At 31.6% G+C, this 17995-nt stretch carries 14 protein-coding genes and 1 riboswitch; all 14 genes read right to left on the reverse strand.

Annotated elements, in window-relative coordinates; translation table 11 throughout:
- Positions 1 to 362: 362 nt before the first annotated feature.
- The 14 genes from grdD to FGK85_RS03455 all read right to left on the reverse strand — a co-directional run bounded on the left by grdD (position 363) and on the right by FGK85_RS03455 (position 17364).
- Positions 363 to 1523: a glycine/sarcosine/betaine reductase complex component C subunit alpha gene (gene grdD, locus FGK85_RS03390; RefSeq protein WP_396276478.1), complete on the reverse strand. Its 1161-nt coding sequence runs from the start codon at positions 1521 to 1523 to the stop codon at positions 363 to 365.
- A gap of 33 nt (positions 1524 to 1556) precedes the next feature.
- Entirely contained in the window at positions 1557 to 3101 is a 1545-nt protein-coding gene (gene grdC, locus FGK85_RS03395; RefSeq protein ID WP_138203758.1) for a glycine/sarcosine/betaine reductase complex component C subunit beta, read from the reverse strand.
- 234 nt (positions 3102 to 3335) lie between these two features.
- Positions 3336 to 4643 (reverse strand): glycine reductase complex selenoprotein B, encoded by a 1308-nt coding sequence (grdB, locus tag FGK85_RS03400; protein ID WP_138203760.1) that lies wholly within the window; start codon positions 4641 to 4643, stop codon positions 3336 to 3338.
- Positions 4644 to 4680: 37 nt separating this feature from the next.
- Positions 4681 to 5151, reverse strand: a complete 471-nt coding sequence (gene grdA, locus FGK85_RS03405) for a glycine/sarcosine/betaine reductase complex selenoprotein A (protein WP_138203762.1) — start codon at positions 5149 to 5151, stop codon at positions 4681 to 4683.
- A 73-nt stretch (positions 5152 to 5224) separates the two neighbouring features.
- A complete protein-coding gene (locus tag FGK85_RS03410) occupies positions 5225 to 6511 on the reverse strand; it encodes a glycine/sarcosine/betaine reductase component B subunit (protein WP_138203764.1) in 1287 nt (428 codons plus the stop codon).
- A gap of 165 nt (positions 6512 to 6676) precedes the next feature.
- Positions 6677 to 7009: a thioredoxin family protein gene (locus FGK85_RS03415; RefSeq protein WP_138203766.1), complete on the reverse strand. Its 333-nt coding sequence runs from the start codon at positions 7007 to 7009 to the stop codon at positions 6677 to 6679.
- A 177-nt stretch (positions 7010 to 7186) separates the two neighbouring features.
- The gene (trxB, locus tag FGK85_RS03420; protein WP_138203768.1) at positions 7187 to 8119 is read right to left on the reverse strand and encodes a thioredoxin-disulfide reductase; all 933 of its coding nucleotides are present in this window, start codon (positions 8117 to 8119) and stop codon (positions 7187 to 7189) included.
- A gap of 13 nt (positions 8120 to 8132) precedes the next feature.
- Complete coding sequence (locus FGK85_RS03425) at positions 8133 to 8645, reverse strand: GrdX family protein (RefSeq protein ID WP_341472464.1); 513 nt, start codon at positions 8643 to 8645, stop codon at positions 8133 to 8135.
- A 17-nt stretch (positions 8646 to 8662) separates the two neighbouring features.
- Positions 8663 to 8770: riboswitch (glycine riboswitch) on the reverse strand.
- A 178-nt stretch (positions 8771 to 8948) separates the two neighbouring features.
- On the reverse strand, positions 8949 to 9809 hold the full coding sequence (locus tag FGK85_RS03430; protein ID WP_138203770.1) for a DegV family protein: 861 nt from the start codon (positions 9807 to 9809) through the stop codon (positions 8949 to 8951).
- Between the two features lie 18 nt (positions 9810 to 9827).
- Complete coding sequence (locus FGK85_RS03435; RefSeq protein WP_138203772.1) at positions 9828 to 10304, reverse strand: tRNA (cytidine(34)-2'-O)-methyltransferase; 477 nt, start codon at positions 10302 to 10304, stop codon at positions 9828 to 9830.
- Positions 10305 to 10641: 337 nt separating this feature from the next.
- The gene (locus FGK85_RS03440; protein WP_171011316.1) at positions 10642 to 12948 is read right to left on the reverse strand and encodes a transglutaminase-like domain-containing protein; all 2307 of its coding nucleotides are present in this window, start codon (positions 12946 to 12948) and stop codon (positions 10642 to 10644) included.
- A 125-nt stretch (positions 12949 to 13073) separates the two neighbouring features.
- Complete coding sequence (locus FGK85_RS03445) at positions 13074 to 14234, reverse strand: DUF58 domain-containing protein (protein WP_171011317.1); 1161 nt, start codon at positions 14232 to 14234, stop codon at positions 13074 to 13076.
- Positions 14218 to 15177 carry an AAA family ATPase gene (locus FGK85_RS03450; RefSeq protein ID WP_138203778.1) on the reverse strand — a complete coding sequence of 320 codons (960 nt, stop codon included), beginning with the start codon at positions 15175 to 15177 and terminating at the stop codon, positions 14218 to 14220. Before FGK85_RS03450 ends, FGK85_RS03445 begins: the two co-directional genes overlap by 17 nt.
- A gap of 663 nt (positions 15178 to 15840) precedes the next feature.
- Positions 15841 to 17364 carry a VanW family protein gene (locus FGK85_RS03455; protein WP_138203780.1) on the reverse strand — a complete coding sequence of 508 codons (1524 nt, stop codon included), beginning with the start codon at positions 17362 to 17364 and terminating at the stop codon, positions 15841 to 15843.
- Between the last annotated feature and the right edge of the window lie 631 nt (positions 17365 to 17995).

Here is a 17995-nt window from a genome sequence, read left to right on the forward strand (position 1 = left end):
CCAACTATTTATTTGCAATATTTTAATTTATAATTTAAATTATATTTAAAAACACATTGTAAATTATACTTAAAACATACTTCTAATACTGGTAAGTCTTTTCCTATATGATATTTTCCATTCATATGTAATTTAGCTATACATCTTGAAGATTATATTTAAAACCATATTGTGTAAATTGTAATTAAAATTATATTAAGTTTAAAACTAAATAAGAATCAAAAGTCATAACATACTTTTGATCCTTATTCATATAAAACGCGCGTTTTTTTATTTAATTTTAGTAGTGTGTTTTTTTAATTTATTTTTAATTTATTTTTAATTTATTTTTAATTGATTTCCAATTTGTTTTTAATTGATTTTTATCCTATATAACCTGCTTTTTTAAGTATTTCTTGTGCTTTTTCGCCTTCATCTTCTCCTACAAGGATTACAGGACCTGTACATCCCATTCCACTTTCTGAATATACTCCTTCTTTCCAAAGAGATTTACATGCATCTTCAAGTTCAAGTATATCAATACCTGGAATAGCGAATGTTACTACCTTTTTAGGAGGCATCTTAACTTCTTCTGCTGCAGCTGGGGCTGCTTTTTTAGTTACTTTATCTATTTCTTCTTGAAGACCTGCTTTTTTAGCAGCTTTAAATTCATTAGAAGCTATAGATAATACTTTATTTTGTGCACAAGTTGCACAATATCTTAAAGCTTCACATATAAGTGGAGCACCTGATGCTCTTGATACTATGTTAACTAATTTGTCATAGTTATCACCAATTCCTGGTCCATAACCATATCCAACAGTTTCATAGTTTCCACCTGTAGTGAATGAAGAGAATATTTTTATAAGAAGATTTCCTGTTAATGAATCACATACCATAACATCTGGAGTACCTGCAAGAAGGTCATTTCCTCTCATTACAGCTCCGCCGTCTGCTCTTAGTGATTCAGCAAAGTTAAATTCGTATCCTCTGTTTTTAACTTCTGTTAATATTCTTTCAACTTGTCTAGCTCCATCAACGTTTAGGATACCAACCTTAGGATTTTCTATTCCTAAAGCTTTAGCAGTAGATATACCAGATATAGCATTAATAACCATACCTTCAACTCTGTTTGTTGATGTAGTTCCAGTAGTTGTAGCTATTATCATTTCTCTTCCCATACCTGGAGTTACTACTCTTCCTACAGTAGATACTCCTATTGGGAAATCAAAGTGTTGAGTTACACATCCGTCTATCTGACCTTTTTCAAGAAGCTCAACCATCTTCTTATGGCCTTCTTCTGCATCACTTACTTCTATAGTTTCAAATTCATCAGTAACTTTTGATCCTATTAAAACTATATCAAAATCACCGTATTTACCTTTAGCTAATTTAGCAGCTTTAACCATTTCTTCTACGCCATGCTCTGAGCCTAAAATAGTTAAGCCTATTCTTACTTTTTTCTTAAAGCTTCCGCTTTTGATACCTTCAGCGATTTCATTAAACACTTCAGCAATCATTGCTTTTGTAGCGTTACTAGCCAAGTGAGACACCCCTTTCTATAATGTATTAATGCATTATTCTTCTACTTTTGCTCCTAAGAAATTAGCAAAATCTTTCATAGCGTCTGCAACCATTTCTTTAACTTCTTCTTTGCTGATTCCGCCTTCTTCTTCTACTTTTCCTGTGTTTTTCTCAACTAGTATAGAAATACCATCGAATAGGTTAGTCATTCTTCCTAGGAATAAGCTTCCTTTTCCTATGATCATGAAGTTGTTTAATTTTCCTTCTTTCATTAAATCAATTCCATGACCAACTATTGGAACACCTGATGGAATATGTCCTTGAGTTGGAGCAAATCCTGGGTATCCATGCTCTTTTACGAATGCTGGTAATTCTTTTCTATCTAATTGACCTGCTTTAACAGCTAATGCACCTATCATTTTGTAGTTTTGAGTTGGTACATCTCCTGCTCCTGCTGGTTCAGTTATTTCAGATGTTTGCATTTCTGGTGAGAATTTATCTATTTGTGGTATTGTCATTCCATTATCAACTAATGGCTTAAGTACTAATGCATCTAGTACTGCTTGTGGTGAAGCTCCACTTGCTATAGTATGTCTTCCTATAACATCTGTTCTTATGATTGGATTAACTCCATCATTTTCAGAAACTAATATTGCAAAAGCTCCTAAACAGTCTTCTAATACTGGCAAGTCTTTTCCTATATGAGATTTTCCATTCATACCTAATTTAGCTGTACATCCACCAGCTACTACTAAAACATGTTTAAACATACCTGATTTTACAAGAGATGCTGCATTGATTAAAGCATGAGATGGTCCAGCACAGAATCCTCTCATATCAATACCAGTAGCTCCCTTAAATCCAGCTATTTCTCCTACAGATTTAGCTAAGTTTCCGCCACCTCTTTGGTTCATGTCACCTACAGCTTCTTCTGAACACTCTATAACATATCCAACTTCTTCAACTGGAATATCTAATCCTTTTATAATATACATAGCAGCAAGTACTCCTGAAGCTTTAACTGCTAAGTTTTCAAGCATAAATTCTGCAGAAAGGTTAGAGTCAAATTCATGAGCTCTCTTAACGCATCCTATTAATTTTCCATCTTGATATAATCCTTCTGCTCCATTTTGATTTACAGCTTTTTCGATATCAGCCATATCTACGCCACTGCCTAAAGCTGCAACTTTATCTTTTAGTAATTCGTGTGCTTCTATTTTTCCTTTTACACCTTCAACAAATGATGTTTCTAAAAGTACAAGATCAAAAACGTCTACAATTTTCATTACAGCGTAAAATTCATCTTGTGGCATTATTTCTCCGAATTTACCATATCTATTAGCACCTTCTACATTTGTAGCATGCCAAGGTTTTGCAGTATTTGCTAATTCCTCTGGAGTCATGTTTCCTATATAAGTTTGATTTGGTGCATATCCAACTACTTGCTCATAACTTCTTAAATGGCTTTTTATAGCTTTTAAGTATTCTGAATCTTTATTTTGTTCTCTTTCTAACATTTGTGTAGTACCATTATGTATTACCATATCTGGTGTATTTACTAACACATAAGCCGCTTTTTTTAGAACTGGGAAACTCATTGTAATACCTCCTCTTATTTTCAAAAATACATTCTTAATAATTTTATTAAAAACAAAAAATTAGTAACAATAATTCTTCATTCCCAACTGTCAACTTTCTATTTTCAATTCCACTACTTATTACTAACTTTTTATTTTCAATATTTATGTATACACGATGACTTATTTTGCTTATTTAAACAAAAGTGCTGGGAACACACGGTTCCCAAACACTTTTTTATTGAATTAACTGTATTAGTCTTCAAAAACCTTTTGTCCGTCAACTTCAGTTTCAAGAGCTCTTAAAGCTTTTTTAACTAATCCTTTTCTTAATTCATATTCATCTTCCTTAGATAGAGATGGGTTTCCTAGTGGGTGTGGAATAGCAATTGTAGGTACTATTCTGTTTGCACCAACTGTTAATGATATTGGTACTACTGTACACATATGAACTACTGGAATTCCGCCTCTTTCTATTTCTTTAACTAACGTTGCACCGCAACGAGTACAAGTTCCTCATGTAGAAGTTAGTATAACTGCATCTACACCATCAGCTTTTAATTCAGCAACGATTTCTTCACCGAATTTCTTAGTTGATGCAACAGCAGTTCCGTTACCAACTGTTGAGTAGAAGTATCTATGAAGAGAACCGATTTCTCCGTTTTTCTCCATTTCTCTTAATACGTCAACTGGTATAACTCTGTCTGAGTCTTCGTTAGCATAAGTTGGGTCATATCCACCGTGAGCTGTTTCATAAGTTTCAGAAGTTAAATCCATAACACCTTCAATATCGTATTTTCCATAGTGAGATGCACTTGAAGATTCGATATGGTCTGGATTTCCCTTTGGAACTGTACCACCAGATGTAACAATAGCAATCTTAGCTTTTGTTATATCTTTTACAGCTGGGTTTGGATCTACTCTATCGAAGTTTGGCATTGGGAATTCTGTTACGAATTCTTCAGCTTTAATCTTCTTAACAAGCATATCTACAGCTCTTTTTGCTCCTCTTTCTTCATGGAAGAAGTTCTTTCTTATTCCTCTTGGAATATATCCTTCTTCTGCTGGAGTTCCTACTGCTTCACCTTTAGCTAATTTAACAGCTAATTTAGCAATTGCTGGTAAAGCCTGTCTCATACCTACTGCACTATTTCTAGTTTCAACGATGTATACGTCTTTTTTGTACATATCAGCACCTGGGTTTTCAATGTACATTGCAGTTAATACTGGTATGTTTAATTTTTCTTTAACTTCTTTAGCTATAGTTCCACAAGCAACACCGTATCTACCAGCGTTAAATGCAGGACCTGCTATGAATAGATCTGGGTTGTATTTTTTCACCATTTCTATTACTTCTTCTTTTGCTTCATCTATATTTTCATTGAAATAAGAGTCACCACATATTACTGTTGCAACTATTTCAATTCCTTCTTTTTTAAGTAATCCATTAAGACCCATTCCTGGTCCCACGAATCCTTCTCTTACTTCTGGTTTATAATCAGCTTTTTCTTCTCCACCAATTCCAGCATAGAATTGATTTATATAGTGAACTACTTTAATCACTTTTTCTCCCCCTTTCAGGATTTAAAGTTATGGATTCCTATTTGTTAAATTTAGAATATTGGTCTCTTACAGTTTTAACTTCATTTATTATATCGTCAACATCTAAAACCATTTCCATCATGCCGCATTGCTCATCATATACTGCAGCATCACATTCGTCTTTAATTTCTGGCTCTACTACGTGGTAAACGCCTAATCCTAATTCTACTCCAGCAAGTGGGCCTGCAAAAGTTGGGTCTCCAGCTGTTACTGTTTCTGCTGATAATCCTGAAGCTTCACCTTCAGCTCCACCTAATACTACTACTAAATTTTCAGGGCCTACCTTTTCAGCTAAGTCCTTTACTCTTTGTTGGATCTCCAGATCCATAGCTCCTGCAGCTGTTCAAACAAAGCATTCTGTTGATGCGAAAACTACTTCTGCTCCAGCACTTTCTACGCAAGCTTGTATAGCTGGTCCTGGTATACCATCTCTATCGCCTATAGCGACAACTTTTTTTCCTTGTAACATTTATAATCATCCTTTCTGTTCGGTTTTTATATGGACATTTGAAATTTTCTTTTAAACTGTTAATGGACTAATATTAGAATCCTCTTGCAGTTAAGTAGTTGAATCCAACTTCACTAGTTGCTCCAGTTATAACTTGGATTTCAGCTTCTATAGAACCGTCTTCTCTTAAACTTCCAACGTGTCCTCCAGCTATTATGTTAGCTGCTTCTGGATGTCCTATTACTCTCTTCATTGGAGGTAATACAACTACTTCGTTAGCGTTTCCGCCTGTTACAACTGCATCTCCCTTTGGAGTTGAGTCTGCTAATGATTGAGAACTTCCGTCTTGTCCTGCATATTCGTCAGTTATAAGAACTGTTTTGATTCCCTTGTCTGTTATCTTGTTACAGTTCATAACAAGGTCAGCATCTGGGTTACCAAAACCTTCTTCAGAAATTATAACAGCGTCTGCTCCTAAGTATTCAACTAATTTAGCTGTCCAGTTAGAAGATCTTTCTTTGTCAGCAAGATATACGTTTTCGTTTGTGATTACACATCCTAAGAAGTTGAAGTCTTTTCCATGTCTTTCGTATAATTCTTCAATTACTGGATGGTTCATATGAACGTATGATGGGTTTTTGTCGCAAGCAGATACGCAGTTACCACTAACGATTGCTCCATCAAATACTTCTGTTGGATATAAGAATGTTGGGATTATTTTCTTAGCATCTACTCCGTATACATATGTATCATGTAGTAAGCCTTGGCTTTGTAACATGTATACATAAACTACCTTTGGTAATTCTGGGTATTGAGCTGCTTGTTTTAATAATGGTAATGTTTCAAATACCTTTACTTCATCTGGCTCAATAGCTTTTCCAGCTTTTCCTAAGTAAGCAGCTGCTTTAAATCCTATTGTTCTTACAGCTTCTTCATGTTGGTGTTGGTTTATTCCTTCTTTTGGTTCACAGATAATAACTAAGTTGTTAGTTTTAGAGAATGGAGTGTATTTTGCACCCTCTCCGCACATATCTATGATACCTTCTTGGAATCCAACTATTTTACCAGTTGTAACTACTGCTGCACCCTTAAGTACATGAGTTCTTCCTTCTCCAACGATATCAACTTTACTTATAAAGCCTGGCATTATGCCACCTTTACCCTCAACTTTAACTCTTGGCTCGATTACGTCTTTAACAGGGATTATTCTTACTTCCTCACCTGGTCTAACGATATCAAAATCGATACTAGCTACTCTTTCGTCTCCGCCTACTTCATTTAATAATTCTTCTTTGTTTACATAAAGAACACCATTTTCAACCTTAGTTTCGCTACCAAATTGCATGTCCTTTATAAATATTTTACCTAATTCAAGACGCAAGATGTTCACCTCCCTAAAAAATTTAAACACTTGTCAGATTTTTTATATTAAAGACTTTAAAGGCGAAAGCCTTTGAAAGTCTTTAAAATCATTTGGATTTTTAACTTATACTTGTAATTTAAGCAAATATAAATATTTTTATACCCAATAATTGAACTTTATAAATTATAAAGTTTCGTAATATTCTTTTATGAAGTTTTCAATATCTTCAAGTGAACTTACTTTGTCTGGAGTTATTGTTTTTACACATTCTCCGCCGTTGTATATTTTCATTGTTGGTAAGCCTAAAACTTTTTGTCCAATAGCAACTCTTCTAGCTCCACCTATGTTTAAGCTAGCGAATTTTATTTTGTCAGAGAATTTTTCCTCTAAGCCATGAACTCCTGGCATTAATTGTTTACATATTTCGCATTTGTCTCCCCAAAAGTCAACAAATACTGGTTTGTCAGTGTAGTTAATAACTTCTGAGTCAAAATTAGTTTTATCTAATTCTACCATTTTACAGACCTCCTATTTATTTTATATTAATAATATTTACTTTTTTTTGAATATTATTAATAATTATTTTACTTTAATATTTTGAACTTTAATAATAAAATTTTTATTTTAATTATTTTGAATTTTATTATTAAAATTTTTAACAATGATACCTTGATTTTTTTTACTGATTATATACTACTCAGCAAAATTGTTTTCTATATAATGCTCAGCATTTGTAGCAGCAATTGCTCCATCTGCAGCAGCTGTGATAACTTGTCTTAAGGATTTTTCTCTTATGTCTCCAGCAGCAAATACACCTTCAACATCTGTTCTCATTTCTTCGTCAGTTACGATGTCTCCTCTGTCATTCATTTTTACCTTTCCTTTGAATACTTCTGATATTGGAAGGTATCCAACGAATACAAATACACCATTAACTTCTAATTCACTTACTTCACCTGTTTCTCTGTTTTTGATTACTAAGCCTTCTAGTATTTCATCACCTTTAGCTTCTTCTACTACAGAGTTCCAAATAAATTTGATTTTTGGATTTTTGAATGCTTTTTCTTGAAGAGATTTTGCAGCTCTTAATTGATCTCTTCTATGAATTACTGTTACTGTTTCAGCAAATTTAGTTAGGTATATAGCTTCAGTTATAGCTGAGTCTCCTCCACCTATAACAGCTATGTCTAAATCAGTGAAGAAATCTGCATCACAAGTTGCGCAATAAGAAACTCCTCTTCCTCTTAATTCTATTTCATTTTTAAATCCACCTAATCTTGGATATGCTCCAGTAGCTATTATTATAGTTTTAGCTTCGTAAGTTTCTCCATTTTTGCATTTAACAGTCTTTATCTTTCCTGAGAAGTCTACATCAGCTACTTCGTTTTTAACAAAGCTTACGCCAAATTCTTCTGCTTGCTTTCTCATTCTTTCTGTTAAACTGCTTCCAGTACAATCTTCAATAGATCCTGGATAGTTTTCTAATTCATCAGTTGTTGTTGCTTGACCACCAAATTTTGCTCTTTCAATTAATAAAGTATCCATTCTTGATCTTGCTGCGTAAAGTCCTGCAGATAATCCAGCTGGACCTCCACCTATTATTATAGTGTCATAAATGTGTGCCATGATTTCATCCTCCTTAAATTAATACATGATATATTAAATCATAGTCTATTACTTGAAAATCATTTAATACGTTTTCAGTCCAGTTAGGAGTTTTTCCTATTTTTAAAAACTTATTCGTAGTGGCTATTGCCCCTTCAATAATTGTTAAGGACTGCATATCTAAAGAACTATCTGGCTTAACTGTAATACTTACAGTTCTATATGGGGTTTCATTAGGCTTTACACTACTCATAAGAGGGTGTGTTAAAAGTTTATGACCTTTATGGACGTAATCTCTAACCTTTTCAAAAACCTTCATAACAGTTTCATCAATAAAAATTATTTCTACAACTCTTTCTTCATTGGCCAACTTTTCTTTAGCCAATGGATTGTTTGTGATTACTATCATATTTTCTACCACAACAAATTCTCCTTTGCATATGAAAAGCATATAAAAAAGCATATAAAAAACAGAGCAATAAAAGACTATGTCTGTGCCTCTTATTCTCTGTCCAATAACCTGAGAGTTTTGCTCCTTCGGTGCCATAAGGCTTTCCAGAGTTATGTCAGTTTTAGGTCCTTTTTGCCTGAGAGATTCATATTGCTTCGGCTCACAATACTTACTCCTTCGGCTACTTGCTAACGCAGCAAGTTATCTCCCATAAACATCATCCATAATAAATATTTTATTTTCTATTTGATTTCATTATACATCAATATTGATAATTTTTCTACAAAAAAACCTAAGTTATTCATTAGTTTTTCATATACCTTCTATAAGTTTATTAAATAGTTGAATAATTTATATAATAATAAAAAGTCCTATTAAATAATTTAAATTTTATATTTTCTAATATTCTTCTATAAAGAATACTCCGCAAGCGCCCCCACCTGAGTGAGTTCCCACTATGCAGCCTACATGAGCCTCTACAAATTCTCTATCTAATGAATCCACTTTAGTCTTTAAATCTTCTAATATATCTTTATTATCAGCATTTAATAATATGCTAGTTGCGCCTTGTTTAATTCCTTTTTCATCCATATAACTTATAATCTTCTTAACAGCCTTTTTTCCCCCTCTTAATTTATCCATTACAGCCATTTCTCCATCTTTTACTTCTAATATAAGCTTTATACCTAGTATATTTCCTATCATTCCAGCTGTTTTCGATAGTCTTCCTCCCTTTACTAAATTATCTAAACTTGAAAAGGCAAGACAACTTTTTACATGGGGTATTCTTTCTATAATTCCCTGTTGAATTTCTTTTATAGTTTTTCCTTCATCTCTAAGTTTACAAGATTCTATAACCAAAATCCCTAGTCCTGAGGTTACATTTAAACTATCAATGACAACTATATCATCTGGATTTTTAAGTAAAGAGTCACTTATTAACATTTCTACAGCCATTTTAGCTGATTGATAGGTTCCACTCATTTTTGATGATAGATGTATAGATATTATTTTATAACCTTCTTCTATATATTTTTTATAACATTCATAAAATCTTTGGGGATTCACTTGAGTAGTAGTCGGGAACATATCTGAAGTATACATTCTTTCTAAAAATTCTTCTAAATGTATGTCTACTCCATCCCTAAAGGACTCCTCTCCAAAGTTTACAAACAGAGGAAGCACTTCTATTCCGTATTTATCCACTATGTGCTTTGGTAAATCCGCTGTGCTATCTGTTATTATTTTGATTTTTTCCATGTGGCTCTTTCTCCTCTCTTATTTCATATGTGGAAATCCCATCTGTTTGAGAGCTTCATAAGCTACTATAGCTACAGTATTGGATAGATTAAGAGATCTAGTAGTTGTCTCTACCATAGGAACTCTTATACATCGCTCTGGGGCACTTTCTCTTATGTAATCCGGAAGCCCTGAAGATTCTCTTCCAAATATTATAAAGTCACCTTCTTTGAATTGAACATCTGTATAATAATTATCTCCATGAGTAGTTATAAAGTAAAAATTAGCGTCTTTATATTTTTCTCTCATTTCTTCGTAGTTTTCATGTAATTCTAAATTCACCTGGGACCAATAATCCAATCCACATCTTTTCACTTGTTTATCATCTATGTTAAATCCCAAGGGTTTTATTAAATGAAGCTTACTATTAGTAAGCACACAAGTTCTTCCTATATTTCCTGTATTTTGAGGAATTTCTGGCTGAAATAGCGCTATATTTAATACATTTTCTTCCAATTTACTACCTCCTGCTAAATTCGAGAATATATCTATTTTATATTACCCTAATTATATATAATAGTAAAGACACGTATTACTTTATTAACAAATACTTCAAAAATCCCCGTTGGCGAGTATATTTGTTGGCTAGTTGGCTAGTTGGCGGAAAAGCTCCGCTTTTCCCGCCAACTAAACTATACAATGAAGATTTTCCGTAGCATCGCGAAGGAAAATCCACCTCCCCTAGCCCACTAGCACACTGGCACACTGACTACGCCCCCCTAGCCCACTAGCACACTGGCACTCTAACACACTGAATACGGCACTCTAGCCCACTGAATACGTCCCCTAATTCCTATGGCATAAAATTATAAAAAAATAGTTTTATATAATACTTCAATTTTCCTTCTACTGAAAGTATATACTTTTCTATGAAATCTATGAACTCTTTTCTATCAAAATCACTGTCCGTTATATTGCCATAATGCTCTTTATAGTATACATCTACCATATTTAAAAGCTTATTTCTAAGTTCATCATCTTTTATACTTTCTACAAATTCCTTATCTCCTATACTTTCCCCTCTTGTTATATCTATACTCTTAAGTCTTCTAGCTGTGAAACAATAAAGAGGTATAATGCCTTTTGCTTTTATAAGTCTTTTTCTTCTAAACTTATACAGTGCATAATTCAATGCTAATATGGCTATAAAAATTAATGTAATAGAAATTACCTTTATCTGCTTAGGAGTTAACTTAATTCCACTTTTTTCTCCACTAACTTCTTGATTTTGCATGTTGGTTTGTTTGTTTTTACTTTTATTGATCTTTATATCATCAATATTAATGTTTGTATTTTTTTTCTTTTTCTTTCTTCTATATTCCACGGGAGTAGGGGCAGGGTCCGCTATAGTCCAAATATCTCTTTCAGGATCAATTAAAACTTCACTCCAAGCATGAGCCTCCTGATTCGTTACATCTATGCGGGTATTTCGCTCTCCCTTATTTTCTACTTTAAATCCCTCTGAATACCTAGCAGGAACCCCTGCTATTCTGCACATAATAGTGGTAGCTGTAGCAAAATATGTACAGTAACCCTTTTTTTCATCAAAAAGAAAATAATCCACAAAATCCTTTTCCTCTGGTACATCAAAAACTTCTAGTGAGTACTGATAGTTTTTATTTAGATAATTTATTATTCTCTCTACCTTTTCCTCACTGCTTTTACTTCCTTTTATTATATCATAAGTTAATTTATAGACTCTTTCTGAAACTGAATTAGGCATCTGCAAATATTCATTATATTTAGTTTTCACCGTATCTCCATCCATTATACTGCAGGTTCTTCCTAAATTTCGTTGAATTTCAGGCTCTGTACTTTTAAAACTCTTTTCTTCCTCAGTAGAATTTATCATTTCACCTAAGAAATAAGTAGTATGATTTCTCCCATGCTCCTTAAAATGCTTTTGAAACTCCTCTATGCTTTCCATAGCACCACCTACATACTTTACAGAATATGGGGAATTTTGAATCTCAGAACTCATAAACACTGGAGTATTATCATAATACAAATTTCCATTTATACCGTTAATTTCATAAGGATATATAGGAACCATTATTGATGTGGTTTTAATCTCCCTTGGAGTTATTTTAACTTCACACTTTTTACTATCCTGTGAGTTGAATACATTATGTTCTCTTATATTTTGATTATCTTTTTTCCAATAGGATATATTATTACTTTTCCACATGTTGCCAGTATAATAGTTTTTCATAGAACCCCTAATGTATTTTATATACTGTCCTTCCATTTCAAAGGCTACTTTGTCATCTAATATTATCCTGCCTCCTAGCTTTTTATCATTATTTGAGTATCCTGATAATTTTAAATCGTAGGAACTTCCCTTTGCCACGTCCAAGGGATTTTTTTGAAATCCTTCTGAGAATTTATTAATAAATTTGCCTTTATGATAAGTATAGTATTTCCCTTTAAAGTTTTGAGGCAAAATTATAGATATGCTGGATACTATTAAAGAAAACACACAAGAAAGTACAACCATCTTTTTAAAATCAAGTTTTACTTTAATATTATCTTTAGTAAATTTTCTGTAAACCTTACTATAAGCAAAAATTGCACTAGAAAATAATGTTATAAATAAATATAGTTTTAAATTTTTCTTTACATCCTCAATATATCCTAGAAACCACATAGATGCTACATAAGCTAAATTTATAAAAATTATTAGTTTATGAAATTTATAGCTTATACCTAAAACTATAGGCACTAATATTGCAAAAGCTAATATGAACATAAATTTATATTGACCAAAAGCTGTAGGTTCTGCCTTTTCGGTTAATCTATAAAGTTCATTAAAATTATCAATCAAATTTCCCATTATAAAATTATCAAATTTCATTTTATTAGGATAAATAATTAAAAATATAATTATCAAAAGGGACATAGTAGCTATTATTCTATGTTTATGATTTTTTAAAACATAACTGTATATCCAATATATAAATAAACTTATTAGAAATAAAAATATAACATAAGAATAACTAAAGCCTTTTATTATCAATGTATCCTTTAACAATTTTACAGCAAAAAGTATATTAATGAGGATTCCAAGAATTAGAGCCCCTCTTTCCTTTATCCAATTCAACATATTCCCCCCCAATTTAATAGTGAATAATTAAGGAGTGAACTTTGGCGCATAATTTTTAAACTCGCATTAGGTGAATAAATATTTTAATGCTCCCCAAAAGTCCTTCCCTTAATTGATTATTTTTAACTTAACTTGCTCTGAATTATATTATTTATATTTATAGTTTTAACCCCTATTTTATCAAGTGATTGAACATCTTCAGAATTATAAGCCTCCTTTAATCCATATAGTAATACTACTTTATAGTTTTTATTTATCAAAGAATATATAGTATCACAGAGTTTTTTATGAATTTGTGGAGTAATTATATAGATAATTCCCCTATAGGAAACATGTTTTATGTTTATATTTATAAAATCACAAAACTCTATATCACCATCGCTTTTTTCTTTTACCATATCCTCCATAAATTCATTGAAAGATTGATGGTTATATATCTCTAATTTACTCTCCTTGCTATCACTTATTAATATTTTACTTTTGATACCATTGTCTATCATATAATTTATCAAGGATGCAGCTATTTCTATACACTTATCCTCCATTTCCTTGCCATTATCCGCTGAGTAGCTTCCTGTACTCATATTTAAAAATATGTTTCCAAGCTTTCCACTGGTACTTTCAAAATTTTTAACATAAAGTTGTCTGTGTTTAGCACTTAACTTCCAATGTACTCTTTTTAGGCTATCACCACTTACATATTTTCTTATATCCTTTATTAATGATGTATCCTCATTAAAATTTCTATTAATATTCCTACTATCACAGGTACCGTCTCCAAAAAACCATTTACCGTCTATGGGATATATTTTAGGATAAACTTTTATTTTTTTGTCTTCCACATAATACTCTTTTTTTAAAGAAAATATATTAAATAAATCATAGGATATCACATTGAATTTTCCTAAATCAAATACACCTCTAGAGCTAAAGGTCAAATTTAAATTTATAATTTCACTTTTATTAGAATCCACATATACACAATGACCATTATAATTTTTATCAAACAATTTAAAAGCACTATTAAATAAATAGAGATATGGAATACTATAGTTTTTTACTAATATCTCTAAGTTGTCACTTTCTCCTGCAGTATAAGAGTTGTTTTTACCTTTAAATGCTATATGCAACTTATGTGCAACTTTATAAATATATATAAGCTCTAAAACTAATGTAACCACAAAGGCATAAAAAACAGCATAGGGGAAATTACCACCTAATACGATTGCTACTATTAAAGAAATTATAAGAATTAATATGAATTTTTTACTTATCTTTATCATTTTCATTCACCTTTGGCACAGGCACAATATTTAAGATATCTCTAACTACATCATCTGATGTATAATTGCTCACCCTTGCTGAAGGGGTTAATATTATTCTGTGGCTTAATACTGATAGAGCATTTTCTTTTACATCCTCAGGTACTACATAATTTCTTCCATTCATAAGTGCATTAGCTTGTGATACTCTAAGCAGTGCTAATGTAGCTCTAGTACTAGCACCTAATACCAAAAATTTATTATTTCTAGTGGCATTGATTATGTTTATTATATACTTATTTATATCATCATTAACATACACTTCTCTAACCTTAGCTTGCAATGATAGTATATCCTCAGCTTCTGCCACTGCTCCTATAGTTTCAATTGGTTCATTTCTTCTATAAACATTTAATATGCTTAATTCTGCTTCTTCACTTGGATAACCTATACTAACCTTCATCATAAATCTATCTAGCTGAGCTTCTGGTAATGGATATGTACCCTCATACTCTATAGGATTTTGAGTGGCTAAAACAAAAAAAGGTCTCTGAAGCTTATAAACATTATTTCCTTCTGATACCTGTCTCTCTTCCATTACCTCAAGAAGTGCTGCTTGTGTTTTGGGTGATGTTCTATTTATCTCATCTCCTAAAACTATATTAGCAAATATAGGTCCCTTTATAAATTGGAATTCCATGGTTTTTTGATTATAAATAGATACTCCTGTTATATCTGAAGGCAGTAAATCAGGTGTGAATTGTATTCTACTATAGGATAAATTAAAAGATTTGGCAAGAGCTTTCACCAGCATAGTTTTACCAACACCAGGTATGTCTTCAATTAAGATATGACCATTAGATATTATACCTTTTAATATATTTCTTATTTCCCAATTCTTTCCTATTATAACTTTTTCCATATTGCCTATTATTTTTTCAATTAACTCTACTTCTTTGCTCATTTTTTAGCCCCCTATTTTCTTAATAATTCAACTTTAGCAAATGTAAAATTCCAATTACTCTTTTTAAATAACTCAACTTTCGCATATAAATTTTAAGCATATTATTAATGTCAAGCACTACACTATACAAGGTAAGAAGTAAGGCATCATTCTAGGTGCTAGGTGCTAGATAATAAGTAAGGAGCATTCCTTACCTACATTTTTTTATTTTAGTACCTAGTACCCAGTACCTAGTACCTAAACTAAGTATTACTTACCTACATTTTTTACTTTAGTACCTAGCACCCAGTACCTAGTACCTAAACCAAGCATTACTTACCTACATTTTTTACTTTAGTACCTAGTACCCAGTACCTAGTACCTAAACCAAGTATTACTTACCTACATTTTTTACTTTAGTACCTAGTACCCAGTACCTAGTACCTAAACTAAGTATTAATTATCTGCAAATTTTATATTTTTATTCTATAGCTGCAAAAGTTGAATAAATACCTAACATAAATTCTAAATATTAGGTGCTTACATCTATTATATAACTTTACCATGAATTTTTCTATTTTTTCCATAAAAATAATACTCATAAAAATATGAGTATTATTCTTTGCATTATATCTAATTATATTTCATTCCAATTAGCTTGTAATTTTAAAATTTTTATTGAATTTAATTTGCATTATTATTTAAATCTACACTTGGTTTTGTTGGATCTGTTATTGGCTTGGGAGTTTCACCTGGTTTTGTAGTTTCACCTGGTTTTGTGCTTCCACCAGGCTTTGTAACTTCACCAGGTTTTGTTGTTTCACCTGGCTTAGTAGTTTCTTCCGGTTTCTTTTCAGGCTTTTTAGTTCCTTTTTTTATAATTCCATTTACAGGTCTGTAAAAATCGTCTGATACCAATTCTTTTTTAATAAGATTACCATTTTCATATATATTTCTATAAACTTTAACTTTATATCCCGTATGTGCAGCTTGTACCTGTTCTGTCTTACCCTCTTCTAAATTTGGATCATCTTGTGTTTGGACAGTGGCTTCTAAGGTTTGGTATACGTTATTCTCCAAAGAATAAGTCCTGTTTTTTAATTTCTTATTACCATATATATTGAAGGTTACTACTCTACCACCAGTGTAACCTACAATGTAAATAGGATATTCAAATGTATTTTTAAACTTGTAATCTATATTTCCATAGTCCACCGTAGCATCCATGCCATAAGGCACATAACTGGATGGAAAAGAATGATGAACTCTTTCCACTGAACTTAATCCCATTTTTAATACAGCATTATATAAAGTACTGGATACTTGACATACGCCTCCGCCTAAACCTGATTCCAATTTATTACCTACTATAACTCCTGCAGCCATATACCCCTTCTCAGCAGTTCTTTTTCCCACTACATTATTAAAGCTAAATACTTCTCCGGGCATTATTAGTGTTCCATTTATGCTTTCAGTAGCTAACTTCACGTTAGTAGCTCTTTCATAGGAAGAAGTTCTATAGCTTGTACTAAAAGACGCTAATAAGGTATCTACTTGTTTAAGTTTTTCTTTAGTTACTTTTGGTTTTGCAATTTCTACTGGTGCTTCTAATACAAATTCATCACCATTATGCTTCTCTATTCCTTCTTTTATGTACTTCTTTAACTTGTCCTTTTGAAGTTTTTTTCCCTCTACCTCTGGAATTACTTCTATTCCTCCAGCATTAGTAAATTTAATTTTTGCATCTTTAGGTTCTTTATTTACCTCTTTAGAAATTTCAGCAATTACATTATTTATTTCTTCATCATTATAAGTAAAATTTAAGGAAAAGTTTTTTTCTTTTGCCTGTTTTATTTGAAAATATCTAGTAAAAATATTGCCTGTTTTACCGTAGGAATAAGCTTCATCCAAAACTGATTTAATATGGTATTTAATATTTAAGTTAGAATACTGTATATAATAGCTTTTTCCGTCGGAATTTATGGTAATTTTACTATTTGTTCCTAGGTTGTTTTGTTTATCATCTAGTATTTTCAAAGCCTCTTCTTTGGTTTTTCCTGATAAGTCCAAACCACTCACCTTAACACCAGGTAATATAACTCCCTCATATTTTTTTACTTTAAAATAGACATAGCTAGCAAATCCTATTAAAAAAAGCATTATTATAGCTATAAAAATAACGACTAATTTTTTACCTGTTTTTCGCATCTTACTTCTCTCCTTTACATGTCCTAAATCATTATACTACAAAAAACAATAATGTTAATATATTTTTCTATTTAAGTATATTGTAATTTCACTCCTTTATTACCATTTTAATCAGGATATTTCTAGCTATTCATAATAATTAACTGAACTTTCGCACATAAATTCTAATTTATATATATATAAGTAATCGGGAAGTTTATTTAGGTGCTAGGTGCTAAGTACTAGGGGATGAGGATAAAACTCCTGAGGGAGTTTTAAGAAAATATAAATTTAAGAAATTCCATAGGAATTTCAACATTATTTGATATTTGATATTTAATATTTCTATATTTTCTCTGGCTATCGCCAATAAAAAAATTTTTAAGCCCTTAAAAGAAAAGGTATAACTACTCCATTTGATGAATCAGTTATACCTTTTCTCACTACCTTATTTATTCAATTAAATATTTCCCGTAACATAGTGGAGGGAAATCATCCTTTCCTAGTACCTAGTAACCAGTACCTAGTACCTAATCTTTTCACTCTTACTTCTTACTTAATTGTCCATTGTCACTTGTCAATTGTCCATTGTCACTTCGTGCTTCCTCCACAAATTCCAATTTTAAATTTTAAATAATTTTATAATAAAATA

This window comes from Haloimpatiens lingqiaonensis (assembly GCF_901447495.1).
Classification (GTDB): domain Bacteria; phylum Bacillota; class Clostridia; order Clostridiales; family Clostridiaceae; genus Haloimpatiens; species Haloimpatiens lingqiaonensis.